The following is a 21,860-nucleotide window of genomic DNA, read 5'->3' as shown; positions in this document are numbered from 1 at the left end:
CCGCCTCAACTGATCCGGAAGAGCTGTTCGAAATTGGAGATGGTGAGGATCTTGCGCACGTCCGGACTGCAGTTGATCAGGCTGATCGCGGCACTCTCGCCGCCGGCGTGATCGCGCAGCAGCAACAGCATGCCGAGCGCGGAACTGTCCAGATAAGTCGCACCCTTGAGGTCGATCACGTAGCGCTTGGGCGAGGTGCTTATGCGTTCGTAGGCGTCGCGGAATTCCTGGTGGGCACCGAAATCGAAACGCCCCTGGATGAGGATGGTCAGCTCCTGACCGTCATCGGAGGCTTGCGAGGTTATAGCCATGAATTCTCCTTATGCGCCGGGAAAGACTGCAGGCGGCGCCTGATCAAGATGTAGCACCGACTCGCCAGGGGAGCAACCGCAGTCAGTCGGTACGCCGCGCGGACAGCCGGGCGGCAAGCTCGTCGAGCTGCTTCTGCTCGCGCTTCTCGTCCGCCGCCCGCGCTTCCTCGATGTAGCGCTGGACCAGCTTGCGCAGCCCTTCGAGGCGCGTGTAGCAGGCCTGCCAGGCGTCACGCGCCTTGCGCAGGTTCTCGCGGTGAAAATCGACGTTGCGCTGCTGCTGGGCGACCGCCGTTTCCAGCTGCGAAAGAAAGCGCTGGTAGTTGATCAGCCATTGCCCGGAAACGCCCTGCTGCCCCTGATTGACCAGTTGCTTCTGGTAGTCGCCGCGATACCGGTGCAGTTCGTTGAGCTGGTTTTCCACCTGGCCGAGCTGCGTCTGGCAGCGGCCAAGCATGCGCGCGGCCTCGCGCTCGGCCTTTTCCGCCATGTCCACCACCGGCACCAGCCGGGCCGCTCTGCTCTGCGCCATCTATCAGCCCTTGCCGGCCTGCAGAACCGCAGCCAGGTTCGCCGACGCCTGCTCCAGGCTCTTGCTTTCGCGCAGGCCCTGGCGCAGGTAGGCGACCATCAGCGGCTGCTTGGCAATGGCCATGTCGGTCTCCGGATCGCCGCCGGCGACGTAGGCGCCGACGCTGATCAGGTCGCGACTCTGCTGGTAGCGCGACCACAGCTGCTTGAAGCGCTGGGCGTTGCGCAGGTGTTCGGGGCTGACCACCTGCGGCATCACCCGGCTGATGGAGGCTTCGATGTCGATCGCCGGGTAGTGGCCCTCTTCCGCCAGGCGCCGGGACAACACGAAGTGACCGTCGAGGACCCCGCGCGCCGAGTCGGCGATCGGGTCCTGCTGGTCGTCGCCCTCGGAGAGCACGGTGTAGAAGGCAGTGATCGAGCCGCCGCCGGCCTCGGCGTTACCGGCCCGCTCGACCAGCTTGGGCAGACGAGCGAACACCGAGGGCGGATAACCCTTGGTCGCCGGCGGCTCGCCGATGGCCAAGGCGATCTCGCGCTGGGCCTGGGCGAAACGGGTCAGCGAATCCATCAGCAGCAGGACGTTCTTGCCCTTGTCGCGAAAGTACTCGGCGATGCGCGTGCAGTACATCGCCGCGCGCAGACGCATCAGCGGCGCTTCGTCCGCCGGCGAAGCCACCACCACCGAGCGCTTGAGGCCTTCCTCGCCGAGGATCTCCTGGATGAATTCCTTCACCTCGCGGCCACGTTCGCCGATCAGCCCGACGACGATGATCTCGGCCTCGGTGAAGCGCGTCATCATGCCCAGCAGCACGCTCTTGCCCACGCCGGTGCCGGCGAACAGGCCGAGGCGCTGGCCGCGACCCACGGTGAGCAGGCCATTGATGCAGCGGATGCCGACGTCCAGCGGCTCATGGATGGGCTCGCGATTGAGCGGGTTGATGATCGGGCCGTCCATCGGCACCCAGTCCTCGGCCTTCATCCGGCCCTTGCCGTCCAGGGCGTTGCCGGCGCCGTCGAGCACGCGGCCGAGCATGCTCATGCCCATCGGCAGGCGGCCGGTATCGGGCATCGGCACCACGCGGGCACCGGGCGCGATACCGGCCAGGCTGCCAACGGGCATCAGGTAGATCTTGCCGTTGGAGAAGCCCATGACCTCGGCTTCCACCTGGACCGGCTGGTAGCTGCCGTCATTGATCACCAGGCAGCGACTGCCAATGGCGGCGCGCAGCCCCTCGGCTTCGAGGGTCAGGCCAACCATTCGCAGCAGACGCCCTTCCACCAGCGGCTGGCTGGGAAGCTGCACGGCCTCGACATAGCCTGCCAGACGCCGGGCGAGGCTGGTGCGCTCAAGACGCATCGGGCGTGCTCAGGTCGACGGCGACATCGGCAGCCGGCGGGTGCACCTTCTGCTCGCGCTGGTGTTCGAAAATCTGGTTCATTGCCTGGGCCAGGCGCGTCTCGATGCTGGCGTCGATCTGGCTGTGCTCGCTTTCCACCTTGCAGCCTCCGGGCAGCAGGTTCTCGTCTTCCAGAATCCGCCACTTCTCCTCGTTGCGTTCGCGCAACGCCTTGACCAGGTCGAAGTCCTGCGGATTGACATGGATACGTACGTTCTCGGCACCCATCGGCAGCAGTTTGAGGGACTCGCGGACGACCTGGCGCAACTGGCTGGAATCGGTCACCATCTCGCGCTGGATGACTTGGCGAACGACGTGGCCGACCATTTCCACGAGCGTAGCCTCGAGCTGCTGGTCCTGCTCACCGATGGGCTCGAACAGCTGTGACATCAGCTGTTCGAGCCGTTCGAGCTTGACGTTCAGCAGCGCGTCGGCCTCCTGCTTGGCCTTGATCTGGCCCGAATGGAAGCCGTCCTTCTCGCCGGTGGCGAAGCCTTCGTTGTAGGCGTCCTGGCGGATCGCCTCGAGTTCGTCGAGCGTCAGCGGCTTGACGGCCTGATCGGAGATGTCCTCGATCAGGTTCTGCGCGCTCTCCTCGCTCGGCTCCGGCACCGCGGGCTCGCTGCCCGGCAGCGGCGGCGGGTCGAAACTGGGCAGCGACCAGCTCTCGAAACCACTGCCACGAACGTCGCGCGCGCGGATCAGGTCGCTGGGCTCTTCCTTCGCCATTTAGATCATCTCTTCGCCGCCCTTGCCACCCAGGACGATTTCCCCGGCTTCGGCCATCCGGCGGGCAATGGTAAGAATTTCTTTCTGCGCGGTCTCGACGTCGCTGACGCGCACCGGGCCCTTCGCTTCCAGGTCGTCGCGCAGCAACTCGGCAGCGCGTTTGGACATGTTCTTGAAGACCTTTTCCTTGATCGCCTCGTCGGAGCCCTTGAGCGCCAGGACCAGCACGTCGGACGAGACTTCGCGCATCAGCGCCTGGATGCCGCGGTCGTCGACGTCGGCCAGGTTGTCGAAGACGAACATCAGGTCCTCGATTTGCGAGGACAGGTCTTCGTCCATCTCGCGGATCGAATCCATCAACTGGCCCTCGGACGAGCTGTCCAGGTAGTTCATGATATCGGCCGCACGCTTCACGCCGCCCATGGTAGCGCGCGAGGTGTTCGAACTGCCGGAGAACTGCTTCTCGAGAATCTGGTTGAGCTCCTTCAACGCCGCCGGCTGCACGGTGTTCAGCGAGGAAACGCGCAGGATGATGTCCAGGCGCACCTTGTGGTCGAAGTGGCTGAGCACTTCGCCGGCCTGGTCGGGGTCCAGGTAGGCGACCACGATCGCCTGGATCTGCGGGTGCTCGTAGCGGATCACGTCGGCCACGGCGCGCGGCTCCATCCACTTCAGGCTGTCCAGACCGCTGGTGCTGCCACCGAGGAGAATCCGGTCGATCAGGCTGCCGGCTTTGTCCTCGCCCAGCGCCTGGGTCAGCATCTTGCGGATGTAGCCGTCGGCGCCGACGCCGAGGCTGGTCTGGTCGCCGACGATGTCGACGAACTCGCCCATCACCTTCTCGACCTGCTCGCGGTGCACGTTGCGCATCTGCGCCATGGCCATGCCGACGCGTTGCACTTCCTTCGGTCCGAGGTGACGCAACACCTGCGCGGCGTCGGTTTCACCCAGGGACAACAGCAGGATGGCTGCCTTGTCGACCTTGTTCAGCTTGGTGGGGGCGCGCTCATTCATCGGCGTTGATCCAGTCTTTCACGACCTGGGCGACACGGCCCGGGTCTTCGGCCACAAGGTTCTTGATGGCGTTGAGCTGCGCATCATAACCCTCGGACGGGCTCGGCAGCATGATGCTCTGCGGGCCACCGAGGCTAACGCGATCGTCCGACAGCTCACCTTCAAGCCCACCGTTCAAGCCTCCGGCTACGCCACCCGCGGCACCAAAGGCGCCCAGCTCCTTGCCCTTGCCGCCGCCGCTGATGTTGTTCAGCACCGGACGCAGGACGAACCACACAAGGACCATGATCAGCAGTGCCGGGAACAGTTGCTTGAGCGTGCTCATCAACATGCTAAACCAGGTCTGCTCGTACCACGGAATGTCGATGGCCTCGATGCCGGTGTCCGGAGCGAAGGCGTTGTTGATCACGCTCACGCTGTCGCCACGGCTGGCGTCGAAGCCTACGGCGTCCTGCACCAGGCGGGTGAAGCGCGCCAGTTCGTCGGCGTTCCACGGTGTGTGGGTAACTTCGCCATTCTCAGGGTTGACCTTGATCTGGTCGTCCAGTACGACCGCAACCGACAGACGGCGCAGACGGCCCTGCTGCTGCTTGGTGTAGCTGACGGAACGGTCCAGCTCGTAGTTGCGGGTAGCCTGCTCGCGCTTGTCAGCCGGGAACGGCGCCAGCATCGGCTGACCGGTGGCCGGGTCCATGATCTGTGCGCCATTGGCGTCGAGCAGCGGCTGGCCGGCAGCAATCGGGCCGGCGGGTGCGGCAGCGGCCTGGCCGGTCTGCTGCGGTGCGCTGGCGGGGCCCGGAGGCTGGTTGGACAGCGCGCCCGGCACGCCACCGCTGCTGGAGCTGGTGCTGCGTTGTTCGTTGACCGATTGCTCGCTGCGCAGCGCCGGCTGATCCGGGTTGAAGGTTTCGGAGGTGGATTCCACCGCGCTGAAATCGACGTCGGCGGAGACTTCGGCCTTGTAGCGGCCGTTACCGACCACCGGCTGGAGGATGTTCTGCACGCGCTGGGTGAACATGCTTTCCATGCGGCGGCTGTAGTCGTACTGCTTGCCGGCCATCGACAGCTCGGACAGCTCCTGCTGGTCGGACAGCAGGTTGCCCTTCTGGTCGACGACAGTGACTTGCGACTTGCTCAGCTCCGGCACGCTGGTGGCGACCAAGTTGACGATCGCCATCACCTGGCTCGGCTCGAGGCTGCGCCCCGGATACAGCTCGACCAGCACCGAAGCGGTCGGCTTGCGCTCGTCACGAACGAATACCGAGCTCTTCGGGATCGCCAGGTGCACACGGGCAGCCTTGATGTTGTTGAGGCTGGCGACGGTACGGCCCAGTTCACCTTCCAGGCCGCGACGATAGTTGGTCGCTTCCATGAACTGGCTGGTGCCGAGGGCCTGCTCCTTGTCGAGGATCTCGAAGCCGACGTTGCCGTCGGTCTGCTGGATGCCGGCGCCGGCCAGCTTGATGCGGGCGCGGGCGACGTCGTCGGCCTTGACCAGCAGCGCGCCGGAGTTCGGCTCGATCTTGTAGGGGATGTCGGCGGTGGTCAGCGCTTCGATCACCTGATTGGCGTCCATGCCGGTCAGGCTGCCGTACAGCGGGCGGTAGTCAGGCTGTTGCGACCAGAGCACCACGGCGAAGCCGATGGCCACGCTGGCGGCCAGACCAACCAGCAGCCCGATCTGGCGCAGCATGCTCATCTGCGACAGGTTGCTGAGGAAGGCGAGACCCAGCAGCGGCTTCTTAGGCTCCGAAGCGTCGGCGGGGTTGCGGGCGGGAACGTTCATAACAGCATCGGCCATGTCTTGATCCTACCTGCCCTTAAACCGGCATCTGCATGATGTCTTGATACGCCTGAACCAGTTTGTTACGCACCTGGGTCATGGCCTGGAAAGAAACGCTCGCCTTTTGGGATGCGATCATCACGTCGGTGATGTCCACTCCGCTCTTGCCTATCTCGAACGCATTGGAAAGCTGGCTGGAGGCTTGCTGGGTTTCATTCACCTTGCCGACGGCCTGACCGAGCATGTCGGCGAAGCTTGGCGCGCCCACTGCGGCGGGCTCGCTGGCCGCCGGTTTGGCGCGGGCCATCGCTTCCGTCTGCATGGAACGCATTTCCAGCATCAGTCGATTGAATTCAATACCCTGGCTCATCGCACTCTCCGGCTTCCGCAGCTTTTTTGACGCTTGGCGGCTTCTTGAACAGGAGATTGCAACTAGGGTGCCAAAACCTGAACGGCGTTGGCATACGGGCTGAGGCGCGCGGGAGACGTGGCCTGCAGCGATGCAGGCGCTTTCATCAGGTCAGTTTTTCGATACCCGCGCGAACGAAATCCGTCGAGACGCTCGACGGGTTCGACAGTTGGACGCGCCGCCGGCGGATTACTGGCGGGATGCTGCGGACGACCTCAGCTGGCGTAGAGATAAGCCTCCACATCCATCCCGGCGTCGCGCATCTGGGCCAGCTTGTAGCGCAGGGTGCGCGGGCTGATCCCCAAGCGCTCCGCCGCCTCCTTGCGTCGGCCGCGCTCGCAGCGCAGCGTCTCGATGATCATCTTGAACTCCCGCCGGCGCAGGTCTTCGCTCAGGTCGCCAGCGGCCTGCGCCGCGGCGGGCGGCGGACTGACCAGCATTGGCGCGGCCACCGGCACCGGCACCGGCACCGGGGCATAGCCGATGGGCGAGGTCAGGCACAGGTCATGCGGCTGGATGATGCCGCCCTGCTGGAGGATCAGCGCGCGCTGGATGGCGTTGTCCAGTTCGCGCACGTTGCCCGGCCAGGGGTGCGCGGTCAGGCAGGAGCGCGCCTGCTCGGAGAAGCGCACGGCGGCATGGTTCATTTTCTTGACGTGCTTGCCGAGCAGGCGTTCGGCCAGCGGCAGGATATCGGCGATCCGTTCGCGCAGCGGGCGCCAGGCCAACGGAAATACCGAGAGCCGGTAGTAGAGATCTTCACGGAAGCGCCCCGCCGCTACTTCCGCTTGTAGATCGCGGTTGCTGGTGGCGAGCACGCGGATGTCCAGGGCGATCGGCTTGCGCGCACCGACGCGTTCCACTTCGCGCTCCTGCAGCACCCGCAGCAGTTTGGCCTGCAGGCCAAGCGGCATTTCGGAAATCTCGTCGAGCAGGAGGGTCCCGCCCTCCGCCAGCTCGAACTTGCCCGGCTGTGCGCTGACCGCGCCGGTGAAGGAACCCTTCTCATGGCCGAACAGCGTGGCCTCGAGCATGTTGTCGGGAATCGCCGCGCAGTTGATCGCGATGAACGGCTTGGCGGCACGCGGCGACTGCTGGTGGATGTAGCGTGCCAGCACCTCCTTGCCGGTGCCGGATTCGCCGGTGATCATCACCGTCGAGTCGCTGCGGGCCACACGGGCCGCCAGGTCGAGCAGTTGCAGGCTGGCCGGCTCCAGTGCGACCGGACCTTCGTCGCTGACACCAGGGCGGCCGAGCGCGTGGCGCCCGACGAGCTCCAGCAGCGTGTTCGAATCGAACGGCTTGACCAGGTAATCGACGGCGCCCTGGCGCATTGCGTCCACCGCGCGCTCGACGGCGCCGTAGGCGGTCATCAACAGCACCGGCAATTGCGGATAGCGCGAACGGATGAGACCGAGCAGGTGATGGCCATCCATGCCCGGCATGTTCACGTCGCTCAGCACCAGGCTGAAGGCGTGCTCGTGCAGCGCGGCGAGCGCCGCTTCGGCGCAGTCCACGGCGACGAAATCGTGACCGGCCAGCGCCAGGGTGTCGGCCAGGGCCTCGCGCAGGGCGCGGTCGTCTTCGACGAGCAGGATGTTCGCGGTCATGGTCACTCCGGAAAAGCAGTGGGCGCCGCAGCGATCAGCGGCAGATCGAGAATTGCGCAGGTACCGAAGCCAACCCGCGAACGCAGTTGCAGCGAGCCGCGATGCGCACGCGCCACGGCCTTGACCACCGCCAGCCCGAGCCCGGTGCCGGTGGTCCTGGTGGTGAAGAACGGTTCGCCCAGTCGCGCCAGGGTCGACGCATCGATGCCAGGGCCGTTGTCGCTGACACACAGGCGCAGGCGGTCGCCGCGCACGTACAGGTGAATCTTCAGGGCGACACCGCGCCCGGCGGCCTGGAGAGCGTTCTCGATTAGGTTGATCACCGTGCCGACCAGGGTGTCGCGGTTGCACAACAGTTCGCCCACCCGCGCGTCGCACTGCCAGCGCACATTCATCCCATCGATATGGGTCTCCGCGGCGCGGCGCAACGCGTCGAACAACGCCACCGGTGCCAGTCGATCGGTCATCGGCAGCTCGCCACGGGCGAACACCAGCATGTCGCGGACCTGGTGCTCCAGCTCATGCAGCCGTTCCTTGAGACGCCCGGCGAAACGTTGTTGCTGCTCGGGAGGCAGCACGCGCTCGTTCAGATGGCTGGCATAGAGCATCGCCGCCGCCAACGGCGTACGCACCTGATGCGCCAGCGAGGCGACCATCCGGCCGAGCGCGGAAAGCCGCTCGTGGCGGGCCAACTGGTCCTGCAAGCGGCGGGTTTCGGTAAGGTCGGTGAGCAGCACCAGCTGGCCCGGCTCCCCATTCAGCGAACGCGTCGCGATGGACAGCCGCCGGCCATCCTTGAGCGACACTTCATGGCCATCGTCCTGGCGCGGCGCGAAGCAGCGGACGATCACCTGGCGCCAGAGCACCCCGACCAGCGGCTGGCCGAGCAGTTGCCCGGCGACCGGATTGGCTTCGCGGACCAGGCCCTGGCCGTCGATGACCACGACCCCGCCGGGAAGCAGGTCGAGCAGGCTCTGCAGACGCTGCGCCAGACGCTCCTTTTCCGCCAGTTCCTGCATGCGCTGGGCGCTGATCAGTTCCAGTTCGCCGGTGAGCTGATCGACGCGGGCCTGCAGCGATTCGTAGGAGTCGCTGAGCCGTTCGGACATCTGCTCGAACAACGCATACGCCCGGCCGAGCTCATCGGCGGAGCGATCGCTCGGCGGAACGGGGTCGATAGCGGCGCTCTGGGCGACTGGCTTCATGTGAATCTCTCGCGTGGCGACCGTCAGAGAACGGTCGTGTTGAGAGACGAATAGCAATCCCCGTGCCCATAAAAAAACAGCCCGCTTTTCAATGAGTTGAGAAGCGGGCGTCAAACTTTTGGAAGGGAAACCCGTGAAGCGGGCATGAGAGACGAGAAGCGCGTCAGCCCTCGTCTTCATCCTCGCGGCGGCTCATGCCGTACTTGCGCATTTTCTCCACCAGCGTCGTGCGGCGGATGCGCAGGCGCTCGGCGGCGCGTGCGACCACGCCGTTGGCGTCGTCCAGCGCCTGCTGAATGAGACCCTGCTCGAGGTTGCCCAGGTAATCCTTGAGGTCCAGACCCTCCGGCGGAAGCATGCTGCCGGAGTCGATGCCCACCGGAAGCTGGCTGGTAAGCGCGGCACGCTCTTCGAGTTCCTCGCGCAGGCTGGCGGTGAGGTTCTCGTCCTCGTCGTCGACGTAGCGGAATTTCTTCGGCAGGTCAGAAACGCCGATCACCCCGTACGGATGCATGATCGCCATGCGCTCCACCAGGTTGGCCAGCTCGCGGACATTGCCCGGCCAGTCGTGCTGACACAGCGACATGATCGAGCCAGAGTTGAAGCGGATCGAGCCGCGCTTCTCGTGCTCCATGCGCGAGATCAGCTCGCTCATCAGCAGCGGAATGTCCTCGACGCGCTCGCGCAGCGGTGCCATCTCGATGGGGAAGACGTTGAGGCGGTAGTACAGGTCCTCGCGGAAGCTGCCCTCCTCGATCATCTTCTCGAGGTTCTTGTGGGTGGCCGCGATGATGCGCACATCGGCGCTCTGGGTCTTATTGCTGCCGACTCGCTCGAAGGTGCGCTCCTGCAGCACGCGCAGCAGCTTGACCTGCATCGGCAGCGGCATATCGCCGATTTCATCGAGGAACAGCGTGCCCCCGTTGGCCAGCTCGAAGCGCCCCGCCCGGCTGGTGATGGCACCGGTGAACGCGCCCTTCTCGTGGCCGAACAGTTCGCTTTCCAGCAGCTCCGCCGGGATCGCCCCGCAGTTGACCGGCACGAACGGCCCTTCGCGACGCTTGGAATGGTAATGCAGGTTGCGCGCGACCACTTCCTTGCCGGTGCCCGACTCGCCGAGGATCAGCACGCTGGCCTCGGTGTCCGCGACCTGCTGCATCATCGTCCGCACGTGCTGGATGGCGCGACTGGTGCCCACCAGGCTACGGAACAGGTTCGGCTCGCGCTGACGGCCCCGCTCGCGGGCCTCGTCGTACATTTCGCGATAGACCTGGGCGCGGTGCAGCGAGTCGAGCAGCTTGTTGTAGCTGGGCGGCATCTCCAGCGAGGCCAGCACGCGGCGGCGCAGCTCTTCGGGGCAATCCGCGGCGAGCGACTCTCCGATCATCAGCACCGGGAGGAACTCGTCCCAGGCACCGATCTGCTTGAGCAGCTCGCTGCTACCGCCCTTGGCGCTGACTTCGCCGAGCAGTACGCCAAGCACGTCCCGACTGGAGTTCAGCGGTGCGATGCAGTCCCGCCACTCCTGGCTGCGACAGGCCAGGTGGTCCTCGCCAAGAAAATTGAGGATGACCGCCAGGTCGCGACGACGGTCGTCATTGTCATCAATCAGGAGAATCTTGGTTTCACGCCACATAGAGGTTGGCTTCTAGGTCGGACGGAGAAAAGGCCACACGGCTCTAACGCGGTAGCAATATGCCGCTAGTAAAGTCAAAAAACGGTCGCCAGTCAAATTTATGGCACAAAAAAAGCCTGGATTTGACTCAGGCTTGCTTTGTGTCACTTCACCAGCGAGGTCTCAGCCAAACATCTTGTATATCTTGGCGCCCTGATGGGCCTTGTTGACCTGCGCCATTTCCTCGCCGAGGCGCTCTCGCACGCTTCTGCAGGAAGTGACCAGATCACGGTAGATCGCCAGGATGTCCTGCAGCGTCATCTTCAGGTCGCTGTCGCGCTCGACTTCGCGCATGGCGTCATCGACCGCTTCGCGGCACTGCTGATCGAGCAAGCCGATAGCCGCCCAATCCTGATTGGTCAGCGCATCCCGCAAAGCTATACCGGTAGTTTCGAGACGCTTAACGGCAGTGTTCATGATCACGCACCTTGAATGGGAGCAGGAGCCGGCGCGATGCCGTCCCAGCCATCTTTGACCTTGCGCAGCAGGGAAGAAACCAGTTCCAGGGAGGTGGGGTCGTTCTTCAGGTTGGCCTGAAGCAGACGCTGGCTCATGAATTCGTACAGGCCCTCGAGATTGTCGGCGTACTCGCCGCCCTTGTCCTTGTCCAGTGCCTGACGCAGGCCATTGATGATATTGATGGCCTTTCCGATCAGCGCGCCTTTCTCCCCGGTCTGCCCGCGCGCCATGGCACCCTGGGCTTGGGCGATCCGGTCCAAAGCTCCCTCGTAGAGCATCTGGATCAGACGGTGAGGACTTGCTTCAGCCAGTTGCGACTGGGTGCTGACTTGCTGGTAATTCCTGAGGGCAGAGGCTGAGTACATGCCGGCGGCTCCTAAATGAGACGAATGAAACCTTCTGATTTAGTTATCGGGTCAGCCGGTGGAATCTTTAGCGTGGAACGCAAATTTGCTCGGAGAAAGCGGGGCGGGAAGACACAAGGCGACGCCAGTACGGAGCGTGCCGATCGCGGCAAATGCCCCGATACGCGTGCTCCGTTTCAGGTGGCGGGTGGGGTGGTATCCCCGGGACATCAGTTGTCCTTGTTGTTCAACGCGTTGAGCGTTTCGAGAATGCTCGAGCTGGTCGCGTTGAGCTGGGCCACCAGGGCATCCATGGTGTTGTACTTCTTGTAGAGGCTGGTCTGCAACGTCTCGATCCGCCGATCAAGCGATTCCTGCTGGTCATCCAGTTTGTCGAGCGTACCCTGCAGCGAGTTTTGCTTGCTTTCAAGAAGGCCACCCTTGGCGGTGTACACCGAGGTGACATCGCCGAGACGCGAAATCAGCCCGTCGTCTCCCGTGAAAAAGGACTTGACCGAGTCGTAGTTGGCTTCGACGCCGGCGGTCAATGCCTTCTCATCGAGCTTCAGGGTGCCGTCCTTGTTCGTCGATACGCCCAGCTGGGCCAGGATGCTCAGGCTGCCACTGCCCGTGGACGGCTGGACCATTGCACTGCGGACCGAGTTCATCATGGTCCGCATCGTCGCATCACCGACCAGAGCGCCTGCGTCCGTGGTGCTGCCATCGGCGGACACGGTGACCTTGGTGAGCGCGTTGGTCACCGTCATCAAGGTGTTGTAGGCGTTGACGAAGGTCTCCACCGACGACTTGATGCCATCGGTGTTGGTCGACATCGAGATCGTCGACTCGCCCTTCCCCTTCAGGGTGATGGTCAAGCCGCTGAGGGCGGACGTGGTGTTGGTCGAGCTGGACATCTCCAGCCCGTCGAGGGTGAACTTGGCATCCCCGGAAAGGGTGATGTAACCGGCACCGGTACCGCTCTGTTTCTGCAGGTTATGCGACACGGTGGTGACGCCGTCGTCGTCGGTGGTCGACGTGACGTTGACATTCAGCGCGGCCAGATCGCCGGTCCCAGACATGAAGATGTCGGTCTTCTCGCCGGTGGTCTCCGACGACAGTACGAGGCGTGAACCCGTGGAGTCCGTAACGATGTTCGCGGAGATACCCGCACTCGAAGACAACTGCGAGTTGATCGAGTCACGGATGCTGCTCAGCGAGGCGCCAGCAGACACGTTCACCGAATAGTGGGCATTGTCACCCACGTCGATCTTCAGCTTCCCACCGGACGCAAAGGTGGTGGCGCTGCCGCCACTGAGACTCGCGGTAGCAACCTTCGAGGCGGTGGCAAGACTGGTGACGTTGAGCGCGTAGGAACCCTCCACCGCACCCGACTTGGAAGTGACGGTGGCGACCGTCTCGGTGGACGACTTGGCACTGAGCCCGTCGAAGCTGGTGCTCTTCGATGTCAGCGCGGTCAACGAGGCCTCGAAGGCCTCCATTGCCGCCTTCAAGGTGCCCACGGCAGACAAACTGGTTTCGGTCTTCGCGGTAAGGCGATCGATCTGCCCCTGCTTGGGCGCCTTTTCGGCATTGACGGTGGCTTCTACCAGCGCATCGATATCCAGCCCGGAACCCAGGCCGGTGATCGACGTTTTGGTGGACGACGAGCTGGTGGTGGTAGCCGGCGTCGGCGTAGACGTCGTTCCCGTCGTAGAAGTTGTAGTCACCATCGTTGCTATCCCCTATGCCATTTTAGTGGCGCTGATACGTCCCTTTTAGCAAAAACCGCGCCAGATCAAGCCTGTTCGCGAAACAGCAAGCTGCGCATACCGTCCAGATTAGCCGCCAGTTCCAGCGCTTCCTCCGAGGGAATCTGGCGAATCACTTCACCGGAGTCGCTGGCGACCACCTGCACGACCACACGGCCACTGGAGTCGTCGAGGTGGAAATCCAGATTGCGTTTAATCGACTGGGCGTAGTTCTGCATGCTCGCTACCGCCGAGTCCAGCTCGCCACGATCGATCGATTCATCCGCACTCACCGCGCTTTCGGCCTTCCCGGTCGCCACGCTGGTTACCGCCTCCGACGAAGTCTTGCCCGACGTAGCGGACGTGGACGTGGTCGTGGACGGGACATATTGCACATTCGGAGTCGTGATGTTCATTTGGAAATCACCTCACAACGGGAAAAGGGGGAAGGCATCAATGCACTTCCCCCTCCACCCTATTTGGTATCGATTACTGGAGCAGGCTCAGTACAGCGGACGGCAGCTGATTGGCCTGGGCCAGGATCGCTGTCGACGCTTGTTGCAGAGTTTGCTGCTTGGTCAGCTCGGCAGTTTCCGATGCGAAGTCAGCGTCCTGAACGCGGCTACGTGCAGCCGTGGAGTTCTCGGAGATGCTCTGCAGGTTGGAAACCGTGCTGTCGAAGCGGTTCTGTACGGCACCGAGGTCGGCACGCTGGGCATCGATGTTGGAGATCGCCTTGTCGATGACCGAGATCGCTTTCTGCGAGCCGCGAGCCGAGGTGATGTCGGTATCGGTGACGCTGGTCAGCTCGGACTTGGTGGTGCCGCTACCGAACACGGTGGCCGCTACAGTACCGGTCTTGTCGGTGAGGCTGTAAGCCTTGGCCGAGTTCAGATCCACGGTACCGCGGACGGTCTGGCCGTCGGCCACCTGAGTCCCAGCACCGAACTCGCCGTCGGAATCCTGCACCGCGACCTTCACGCCCGCTGCGGAAGCCGTGTTGCCTGCGGCCACGTCGAAGGAGATGTTCTCGCCGGTGCTGGAGGTGATCGACAGCTCGCCGCTTTCTTCGTTGTAGTTGACGGAGATACCCAACGCCGAGGCGTTCGAGCTGAGCTGGTCGGCCAGGTCGGAGGTCGAATGGGCACCCACGATGCTCGCCGAGGCAGTGCCGACGTTGACGGTGAACGAAGCACCGCTGGTTGCCGCGCCGCTACCGGTGTCGATGCTCAGTTGAGCGGTCGTGGAAGCGGTGGCGCTCAGGCCGGTGATCGAGTTGTTCAGGCCCTTGGCGATGTCCTTGGCGGATGCGCCGGCTTCGATATCAACGTCTTTGGTCTTGCCGCCACCAGTAACGGTGATGGTGCCTGCACCGGCAGCCGAGCCGCTGGCGACGACGGCCGCGTCGGCGGAAGCCTGCTGCGAACCGATCTTGTTGGCCGAAACGTTACCCAGAGTCAGGTTGATGGTTTCGTTGGCGTTGGCGCCGACCTGGAAGCTGGAAGTACCGAAGGAGCCGTCGAGCAGGTTACGACCACCGAAGGTGGTGGTGCTGGCGATACGGGTCAGTTCAGTGGTGAGCTGCGAGTACTCGGCCTGCAGGGAGTTGCGGTCTTCGTCGCTGTTCGAGCCGTTGGCCGATTGCAGAGCCAGCTCACGCATACGTTGCAGGATGTTGGTGGATTCCTGCATGGCGCCTTCGGCGGTCTGTGCGATGGAGATGCCATCGTTGGAGTTCTTGACCGCTACGTCCAGGCCGTTGATCTGGCTGGTCAGGCGGTTGGAGATCTGCAGGCCAGCCGCATCGTCTTTGGCGCTGTTGATTTTCAGGCCGCTGGACAGACGTTGCATGGTAGTCGACAGAGCGTCAGAAGACTTGTTCAGGTTCTTCTGGGTATTCAGTGCGGCAATGTTGGTGTTGACGGTAAGAGCCATGACGAGAACCTCGTGGTGTGGGCTTGTACGACTCCCGGCCTTGGCAACCGCCGGGATTGGCCTAGAGAGCTTTCGTGATGTTTATCGTCGTGCCGGCAGAAAGCTTTAACGTTTTTTAAAACTTTTTTGCTGTAGGGCTTGACCGCCCTCGCGAGACTCCGAACATCACCACGGAGCCACGTCTTCAGGCATCCGGGTTATCGGTTCGGGCTCGCGAAACTTTAACGGTTCAGTCAGGCAGCCAGGCATTGCGCCATGCAAGCAGATTGTCGCCTTCGAGCATCCATTCGGTACGCACCTTGGTCTGCAATGCCGCACCCATCGCCGCCGCCGCATCCAGGTCCTGCAGGTGTGCCCGGATCGCATTGAGCCAGTCCTTGTAGCGGTTCTTCACCAGCGTCACCGGCAGGTCGCACCGATAGGGTTCGATATCGCTGCAGACGACAGGGAAACCACAGGCGCCGTACTCCAGCAGGCGAAGATTGCTCTTGCACTCGTTGAAGCGGTTTTGCTCGAGCGGCGCGAGGGCCAGGTCGAGGTCGAGGCTTGCCAGTCTTTCGGGATAGCGGTCGAACGGAACACCGGGGTGGTACTCGGCCATGAACGGCAACAGCTCGTCCGGGCACATACCCATGAAGACCCAGTCCACCTCGCCAGCCAGCGCCCTGACCAGGTCGGCGATCATTTTCAGATCGCCGCCATGACCGAGCCCGCCAGCCCAGCCCACCCGGGGCTTCGGACCCGACCGGCGCTGCCCCTGCAAACCTTTCCACGACTCGGGAGCGAGCGTGTTCCTGACGACGCGAATGTCCGAATGCATGCCGGCCAACGCCGCCGCCAGCGGCTCCGTCGATACGACGAAACGGTCGCACAGGGAAAGGACCTTGCGCAGCGAACGCACGACTTCACGGGAAAAGTCGGCACGGTGCTGGCTGCCGAGCGGAAGTTCGATGATGTAGTCGTCCAGCTCATAGACCTTGAGCGCCGTTGAGAAAGCCTTGAGTCGGCTGACGTAGTTGATCTGCGGTTCCAGCAACTGCCGCTGGAGGATCACCGAGTCCGGCTTGAAGCGCTCGACCTGTGCAGGCGTCAGCAGATAGCGGCTGTATCCGCCCTGTGCGAGCCCCGCCTGCGCCAACGCGTTGTACGGCTGGAGAACACGGTACTGCCCGCCGCCATACGCATCCGCGGCATGGCACAGAATCGACGGCACGGCTTTCTCCGCGAACGGCTGCCAATAGAATCGCTCGCTCTCGGCAGCCAGGGAAAAGCCTCCCGCGTACAGCGTGAGGTTCTTGTTGTAGGCGGGGTCTTCCGCAATCTGCGGGAGCCAGCGGGCATACATCGCCAGTTGCTCGCTGTTGAAACGCTCCTTCTTCGACGACGCGTACTGCGAATCCAGATTCCTCTGGCTGACGCTGCCCTCGTGCACCAGGACCGCATAGGGCGTCCACACCGTCAGATAGCCGGCGTAACGCACCTTGAGGCCAAGATCGACATCGTTGTACGAGACCTTGAAATCGTCTTCGTCCAGGCCACCGACCTCGGCATAGACCGAGGCACGGATCATCAGGCAGGCCGCGGTGACCACCGTGTAGTTCTGATCGACCAGCAGCCGATGCATGTAGCCGGGAGCGTCGGCCGGCTCCCCGATGAACGGATGATCGGCAGGGCCACCCAGGCCCAGAACGACGCCGCCGTGCTGGATGGTCCCATCCAGGAAGTGAAGCTTCGCACCGACGATTCCCACTTCAGGGCGCCGGGCGTGGTTCAACAGGGCATCCAGCCAACCGGCTTCTATGATCGCGGTGTCGTTGTTCAGCAGAACCAGGTACTCGCCCCGCGCCTGCTCCGCGGCGAAGTTGTTGATCGCCGAATAATTGAAAGGCTTGGGATAACGCAGTATGCGCACCTTGTCGCTACCGAGCTGCTCCATGCCGGCCAGCCAGGCGATGGCCTCGGGGGTCTCGCTCGCGTTGTCGACGATCAGCAGTTCGTAGTTCGCATACCGCGTCTTCTCGATGAGGCTTTCGACGCAGCGCTGCAGAACGGGAAGTTGGTCGCGGGTGGGAATGATGATGGAAACCAGCGGCTGGCTGGCGTTGTGGTAGGCCACCCGATTGATCATCGGCAAGGCGCCCTGGGTAATGCTGTGGGCAATGCCCAGGCGAGTCAGGTGATTGGACGTCAGCCGCGGTGCGTTCGCGATCACCTCATCCTCGGCCAGCCAATGCCCCATATGCCTGTCGCAGTGCACCAGCACTTCGGCGATATGACCAATCGAGCCCAGCCCCCGGTTTTCCACCAACCTGAACATCACATCGTGCGGGCTCAACTCGCCAAAGGAAGAATCGAATCCGCCGACGGCCAGGAAGGCGTCCTTCTCGAAAGCCAGCGTGCGGCCGCAATAGGGATAGCTGCGCAGGAAGTCGAGGTTGAAATCCGGTTTGAAGAAAGGATCGCGATAGTGCGCGCCGTCCAGCGCGTCCTCATCGGCATAGATACTCGATAACGAGGGCTCGGCGTTGAGGCGGTCGTTCAGCAACACCAGTGCGTGCGCGTCCAGTACGTCGCCCGCACGCAGCAGATAGAACCAGTCGGCCTCGACGGACGGAATGACGTCGTTGATTCCCGACCACACGGAATCACTCTCGAGCCAGAGGATACGATCGGACAGCTCGCCCGGCCTTCTCTGCGCGGAAAACACGATGATGGACCCGGCGTGATAGCACTGCTCATCCACGCTACGGAGGGTTCGACCCAGAAGCTCCGGCGAGCCGTCGTGATCGCTGATGACGACAGCGAAGCGCAAGGCGGCTGCATAGCCTTCGATGCGGGCGGGCAGATTGTCCGCCTCGCCGACCGACAGCGTTCTGCCGGCGACCCAATGCCCGTAATCGGCTACGAACGAATCAAACGCCGGATCGGGCCGCACTGCTATCTCTCCGGCTACGCTGGCGGCTTCGTTGACGGCCTCGCGGGTTGCCTCGAGGTAGGCCAGGCCGTGCTTGACGTCGGGCTCGAGGTGGCAGCCCTCGCCCCACTCGTTCCAGGCGTTGATGAAGACCAGACGCTCGTCACCCTCGAATTCCTCCAGGGTCTTTCTCAGCGTAGTGCCCAGCCAGTCCTTGTAGGCCTCGGGGCTCGCATTGACCAGCATGGTCGCCCCACCCTTGCGGCGCCGCGCGCTGTTGTCCCAGCTCGGCACCAGCCCGCGGAAGCGCTTGTATTCCGCGCGAGGGCGGGACGACCAGAAGTCGGCAAGCTTTTCGTAATCGCCGATGGACTGGATGTGCTGCCGGGGGTGCGTCAACGGGCCTTCCGGCGCGAGCACGGAAAAATCGACCTGGTGCGGCAGGAACTCGCAGTTGGCGTCGAAGCCAGCCTCGCTGGGGGAGAAGAACTTGAAGCTTTCCACGCCGACCAGATAGGCCTCGCCAATCCCCGCGTCCCGCCAGGTCTGGCGCCAGGTTTCGAGCGTCGTCTGGAGGTCCGGGATGATGTCGCTTCGATAAACGAGAAGCACCGGCTTGCCCTCGACCCGGATGTAGCGCGGATCGGAGAAGTACGGAATCAGGTCTTCGGCGAACTTCTCGCTCAACTCCGGCGAGTAGCTCTGCGCGATCAATATCTCCTTGTCTCCGCCATCCCAGCGGCGGGTCCAGTTTTCATTGGCCCAGCACAGGCAGAACGGCAGATCGATGTCCGGATTGGCCAACAGCAAATCCACGGGCTTTTCGAGAAGCCGTTTCCTGTCGAACCAGTAGTAGTAGAAACAGAAGCCATACACGCCGTGACTGCGAGCCAGTTCGGCCTGGCGACGAAGGGTTTCGACATCGAGAAGGTTGTAGTAGCCCAGGTCCTCGGCAGGGACATGCGGCTGGTAATGCTCGTCGAACAACGGCCGCCCGAGCTTGACGTTGTCCCACTCGGTGAACCCCTTGCCCCACCAGGTATCGTTCTCGGGGATCGCGTGAAACTGCGGCAGATGGAATGCGATCAGGCGCAACAGATCGTCGGCCCTGGGAGCCGGCTTGCCGGGCGCCACCGGGGCCAACGCGGTTGACTTGGATTCGGGCGCCTGCCGGTCGATTTCGACCGCCGCGCTCGCCACCACCGCGGCGAGCGTCGAGCTTTCCCCCAGGCTGCCACGCAGGACACCTTCCAGGTTCGGCTTGTCACCTGTGAGATAGGCATCGTGAAGTTGCGCCAGCGTGTAGACGGGACGCTCCTCGTCGAAAACGCCCTGCCCTACGGACAGGCAGAACGACTTGAACCAGTCGCCGTCGTAGATCGATTCGAACAACACGTAGTAATGGCTGAACAGCCAGTACAACGCATGATCACGCGCCGCATCGAAGCCCTTGGCCAGAACGTCGTCCAGGCATTCGAGGCGATGGGCATCGGCGAACGGCGTCATGTAGGAGTCACCCAGCGCAATCAGCGGGCGCTGGTAAAACAGGGCATGCATGCCGACCGAAGAGGTGACGGTAACGACGGCATCGCACAACAGCAGGACCAGCTGCGAGCAGGCGTAGATATCACGACCGCGCGCATCCCAGATCAGGTTGGGATGCCTGGCTTTCAGGTAGCTGTAAATCTCGTCCGTCACCGCCGGGTTCTCGGGGTGCTCGGTGACCACCACCGCGATATCGGGAGATACGTTGCGCAGGACGTGCTGCAGGTAATCGAACTGCGAGGAGAACTCGCAGTTGGCGTCGAAGGCGTAATAGTCGGAGAACTGCAGCGGCAGCAGAACGCTGCGGGAAAACGCGTTCAACCGCTCGCCGTAGATGTCCTCGGCGATCGGCAGCAGCTTCCTGAGTCCGTCGTCCAGATAGCGTTCGCGCAGTTGCGAAATGAAATGCAGCGCCTCCGGCCCGGCACGAAAGGCGTTGATCGCAGCGGCATGTCGGCATAGGTAGCTGTCCCGGAACATCCCGCAGGCATCGAAATACAGCGTCATCGGGAAGGGCTTGCGGGAAAACATCCCCACTTCGATGTTCAGAATCTGCGCGTCAGGGAACACTCCCTTCAGAAACGGCGCGGGCGAAAAGGAAAAAATCACATCGGGCTTGTAGTCGCCCAGAAGACGCTCGGCATACGCCGCGAATACGTCGAGGACGTCACCGTCCTCTCCGTTGTACCAGCGGGAGGTGATATCGAGATAATCGCGGCCGACCTTGCCAATGAATGGCTGATAGTCGGCGATATACAGCTCTTCCCGGGCAAACCCTCTCTTGAGCGCCTCCGACTCCAGAGGCTCGCCGATCAACAGGCGAAAATCGCCCCCCACTTCCTTGAGCGGTTTGGCGAAGGTTTTCGCGAAGTCCAGCCAGCCCGCTTTCCAAAAGGGCCTCTGCCGTTCGATGAAGGGTTCGAGGTAGTACAGAAAATTCATCAAAACTCCCCAATCGAACTGAAGATTTCCTGGGCCGGAAGCCCCATCGCTACCGCCCTGCCGACGCGCCACTCCTTGTCGATGCCCTGCAGCACGGCGGCCTTGACCTCAGCCCATTTCTCCCGCGGAACCACGACGATTCCGTCTTCGTCGCCGAACACGTAGTCGCCGTTGGCCACGCGTACTTCACCGATCAGAACCGGCTTGTTCATCGAACGGACGACCCCGCGATACTTGATGTCGGAGCAGTAATGGCCCTGGGAGAACACCGGAAAATCCAGGTTGCGGACGGCGTTCACATCGCGGGTCAGGCCGTTGATGACGGCGCCGACCGAGCCGGCGCGGGACGCGAGCCCAGCGTTCAGGTTGCCGAAATAGGCGCTGTCCGGAACCGGATTGTTGACCACGATGACATCGCCCGGACGGACGAACTCGTAACTGCCCAGGGCGTCATAGATGCCCTCCCAGGACTCGCCGGGCTTGCAATGATCGAGCTGCAGGGTCTTCGCCAGGCCGAACACGCGCCGGCCCATGTTGGGCTTCAGCTCTTTCGGCAGCGTGCAGTCGAACCCAAGTTGCCGGGTGATATCGGAGAGGATTGCGGACGACAGGAAGGGTTTGAGCGCCTGCATCGCCAGGTTCTCCTGGGCGCGCTTGCCGGCGGAGACGGTCTCGGCCAACTGCAGGTCGGCGGGCCAGTTCACATCCAGGCTTTCTTCGGGGCTGAGCTCGAAAAACGTCGGCTTCTCGGTGAAACGCCGGGTGATGGGGGCGTCACCTCGCTTGACCATGTACAGGCTCATCGCCTCGATGTAGGTGGGCGGCAGATCCACGCTGTTGGGAATGCGCCCCGTGCCGTAGTGAGGGCCGTCCTCCCCCCAGGTGTATTGCTTTTCCTTGCGGATGGCGATCAGCGAATCCGCCCCGCTCTCGCGCAACTGGCGAAGCGCGCGGCCGATGCACTCGGCATCGACGAAGGGCGCGGTGCAAAGCGTCTGGATGTAGATGTCGGCCTCGACCTGGGCGCATTCGTAGGCGAACAGCTCATGCCCGTCGGTTTGATTGCTCGCCAGCTCGCTCGGGCGTTTCAGGAACTTGACGGGCAGATCATCGACCAGCGCCGCCAGCTCGTCCGAATCGGTGTCAAGATAGACCTCGTCGATCTCCTTGCAGTCGAGCAGTTGGCGAAGCTTTCTCTTGAAGAGGTGCTCACCGTCCAGAACGGCCAGGTTCTTGTTCTTGATTCGTTCGCTGCTGCCCTTCGCGGGCATGATGGCGACCACTTTTCCGGACATATCTGGCTCCT

17 protein-coding genes are annotated in these 21,860 nt (G+C 63.1%); all 17 read right to left on the bottom strand.

Features of this window, described 5'->3' with window-relative positions:
• Nucleotides 1-5 precede the first annotated feature (5 nt).
• Complete coding sequence (locus QMX85_RS00635) at nt 6-311, bottom strand: STAS domain-containing protein (protein WP_090229581.1); 306 nt, start codon at nt 309-311, stop codon at nt 6-8.
• Nucleotides 312-393: 82 nt separating this feature from the next.
• Entirely contained in the window at nt 394-843 is a 450-nt protein-coding gene (gene fliJ, locus QMX85_RS00630; protein ID WP_273229305.1) for a flagellar export protein FliJ, read from the bottom strand.
• A gap of 3 nt (nt 844-846) precedes the next feature.
• Nucleotides 847-2,202 (bottom strand): flagellar protein export ATPase FliI, encoded by a 1,356-nt coding sequence (fliI, locus tag QMX85_RS00625; protein WP_282338221.1) that lies wholly within the window; start codon nt 2,200-2,202, stop codon nt 847-849.
• Nucleotides 2,192-2,971 carry a flagellar assembly protein FliH gene (gene fliH / locus QMX85_RS00620; RefSeq protein WP_282338219.1) on the bottom strand — a complete coding sequence of 260 codons (780 nt, stop codon included), beginning with the start codon at nt 2,969-2,971 and terminating at the stop codon, nt 2,192-2,194. The genes fliI and fliH overlap by 11 nt, the downstream gene beginning before the upstream one ends.
• Nucleotides 2,972-3,985 carry a flagellar motor switch protein FliG gene (fliG, locus tag QMX85_RS00615; protein WP_090229590.1) on the bottom strand — a complete coding sequence of 338 codons (1,014 nt, stop codon included), beginning with the start codon at nt 3,983-3,985 and terminating at the stop codon, nt 2,972-2,974. It lies immediately after the preceding gene.
• Nucleotides 3,978-5,786 carry a flagellar basal-body MS-ring/collar protein FliF gene (gene fliF, locus QMX85_RS00610; RefSeq protein ID WP_282338215.1) on the bottom strand — a complete coding sequence of 603 codons (1,809 nt, stop codon included), beginning with the start codon at nt 5,784-5,786 and terminating at the stop codon, nt 3,978-3,980. The genes fliG and fliF overlap by 8 nt, the downstream gene beginning before the upstream one ends.
• A gap of 19 nt (nt 5,787-5,805) precedes the next feature.
• Entirely contained in the window at nt 5,806-6,138 is a 333-nt protein-coding gene (gene fliE / locus QMX85_RS00605; protein ID WP_282338213.1) for a flagellar hook-basal body complex protein FliE, read from the bottom strand.
• A 254-nt stretch (nt 6,139-6,392) separates the two neighbouring features.
• On the bottom strand, nt 6,393-7,787 hold the full coding sequence (gene fleR, locus QMX85_RS00600) for a sigma-54-dependent response regulator transcription factor FleR (RefSeq protein ID WP_282338211.1): 1,395 nt from the start codon (nt 7,785-7,787) through the stop codon (nt 6,393-6,395).
• 2 nt (nt 7,788-7,789) lie between these two features.
• On the bottom strand, nt 7,790-8,992 hold the full coding sequence (locus QMX85_RS00595; RefSeq protein ID WP_282338209.1) for an ATP-binding protein: 1,203 nt from the start codon (nt 8,990-8,992) through the stop codon (nt 7,790-7,792).
• A gap of 163 nt (nt 8,993-9,155) precedes the next feature.
• On the bottom strand, nt 9,156-10,628 hold the full coding sequence (locus QMX85_RS00590) for a sigma-54 dependent transcriptional regulator (protein WP_282338206.1): 1,473 nt from the start codon (nt 10,626-10,628) through the stop codon (nt 9,156-9,158).
• Between the two features lie 162 nt (nt 10,629-10,790).
• Nucleotides 10,791-11,084, bottom strand: a complete 294-nt coding sequence (locus QMX85_RS00585) for a flagellar protein FliT (RefSeq protein WP_282338203.1) — start codon at nt 11,082-11,084, stop codon at nt 10,791-10,793.
• A 2-nt stretch (nt 11,085-11,086) separates the two neighbouring features.
• The gene (gene fliS, locus QMX85_RS00580; protein WP_282338201.1) at nt 11,087-11,491 is read right to left on the bottom strand and encodes a flagellar export chaperone FliS; all 405 of its coding nucleotides are present in this window, start codon (nt 11,489-11,491) and stop codon (nt 11,087-11,089) included.
• Nucleotides 11,492-11,700: 209 nt separating this feature from the next.
• A complete protein-coding gene (fliD, locus tag QMX85_RS00575) occupies nt 11,701-13,200 on the bottom strand; it encodes a flagellar filament capping protein FliD (RefSeq protein WP_282338199.1) in 1,500 nt (499 codons plus the stop codon).
• A gap of 65 nt (nt 13,201-13,265) precedes the next feature.
• A complete protein-coding gene (locus tag QMX85_RS00570) occupies nt 13,266-13,634 on the bottom strand; it encodes a flagellar protein FlaG (protein WP_282338197.1) in 369 nt (122 codons plus the stop codon).
• Between the two features lie 73 nt (nt 13,635-13,707).
• Complete coding sequence (locus QMX85_RS00565; RefSeq protein WP_282338195.1) at nt 13,708-15,153, bottom strand: flagellin; 1,446 nt, start codon at nt 15,151-15,153, stop codon at nt 13,708-13,710.
• A 229-nt stretch (nt 15,154-15,382) separates the two neighbouring features.
• Nucleotides 15,383-20,554 carry a glycoside hydrolase family 99-like domain-containing protein gene (locus QMX85_RS00560; RefSeq protein ID WP_282338194.1) on the bottom strand — a complete coding sequence of 1,724 codons (5,172 nt, stop codon included), beginning with the start codon at nt 20,552-20,554 and terminating at the stop codon, nt 15,383-15,385.
• On the bottom strand, nt 20,554-21,849 hold the full coding sequence (locus QMX85_RS00555) for an NTP transferase domain-containing protein (protein ID WP_282338193.1): 1,296 nt from the start codon (nt 21,847-21,849) through the stop codon (nt 20,554-20,556). The genes QMX85_RS00560 and QMX85_RS00555 overlap by 1 nt, the downstream gene beginning before the upstream one ends.
• Nucleotides 21,850-21,860 lie beyond the last annotated feature (11 nt).

It is taken from the genome of Pseudomonas sp. PS02288, from assembly GCF_029959715.1.
GTDB classification, from domain to species: Bacteria; Pseudomonadota; Gammaproteobacteria; order Pseudomonadales; family Pseudomonadaceae; genus Pseudomonas_O; species Pseudomonas_O kuykendallii.
This window is presented reverse-complemented; position numbering and strand designations above follow the sequence as displayed.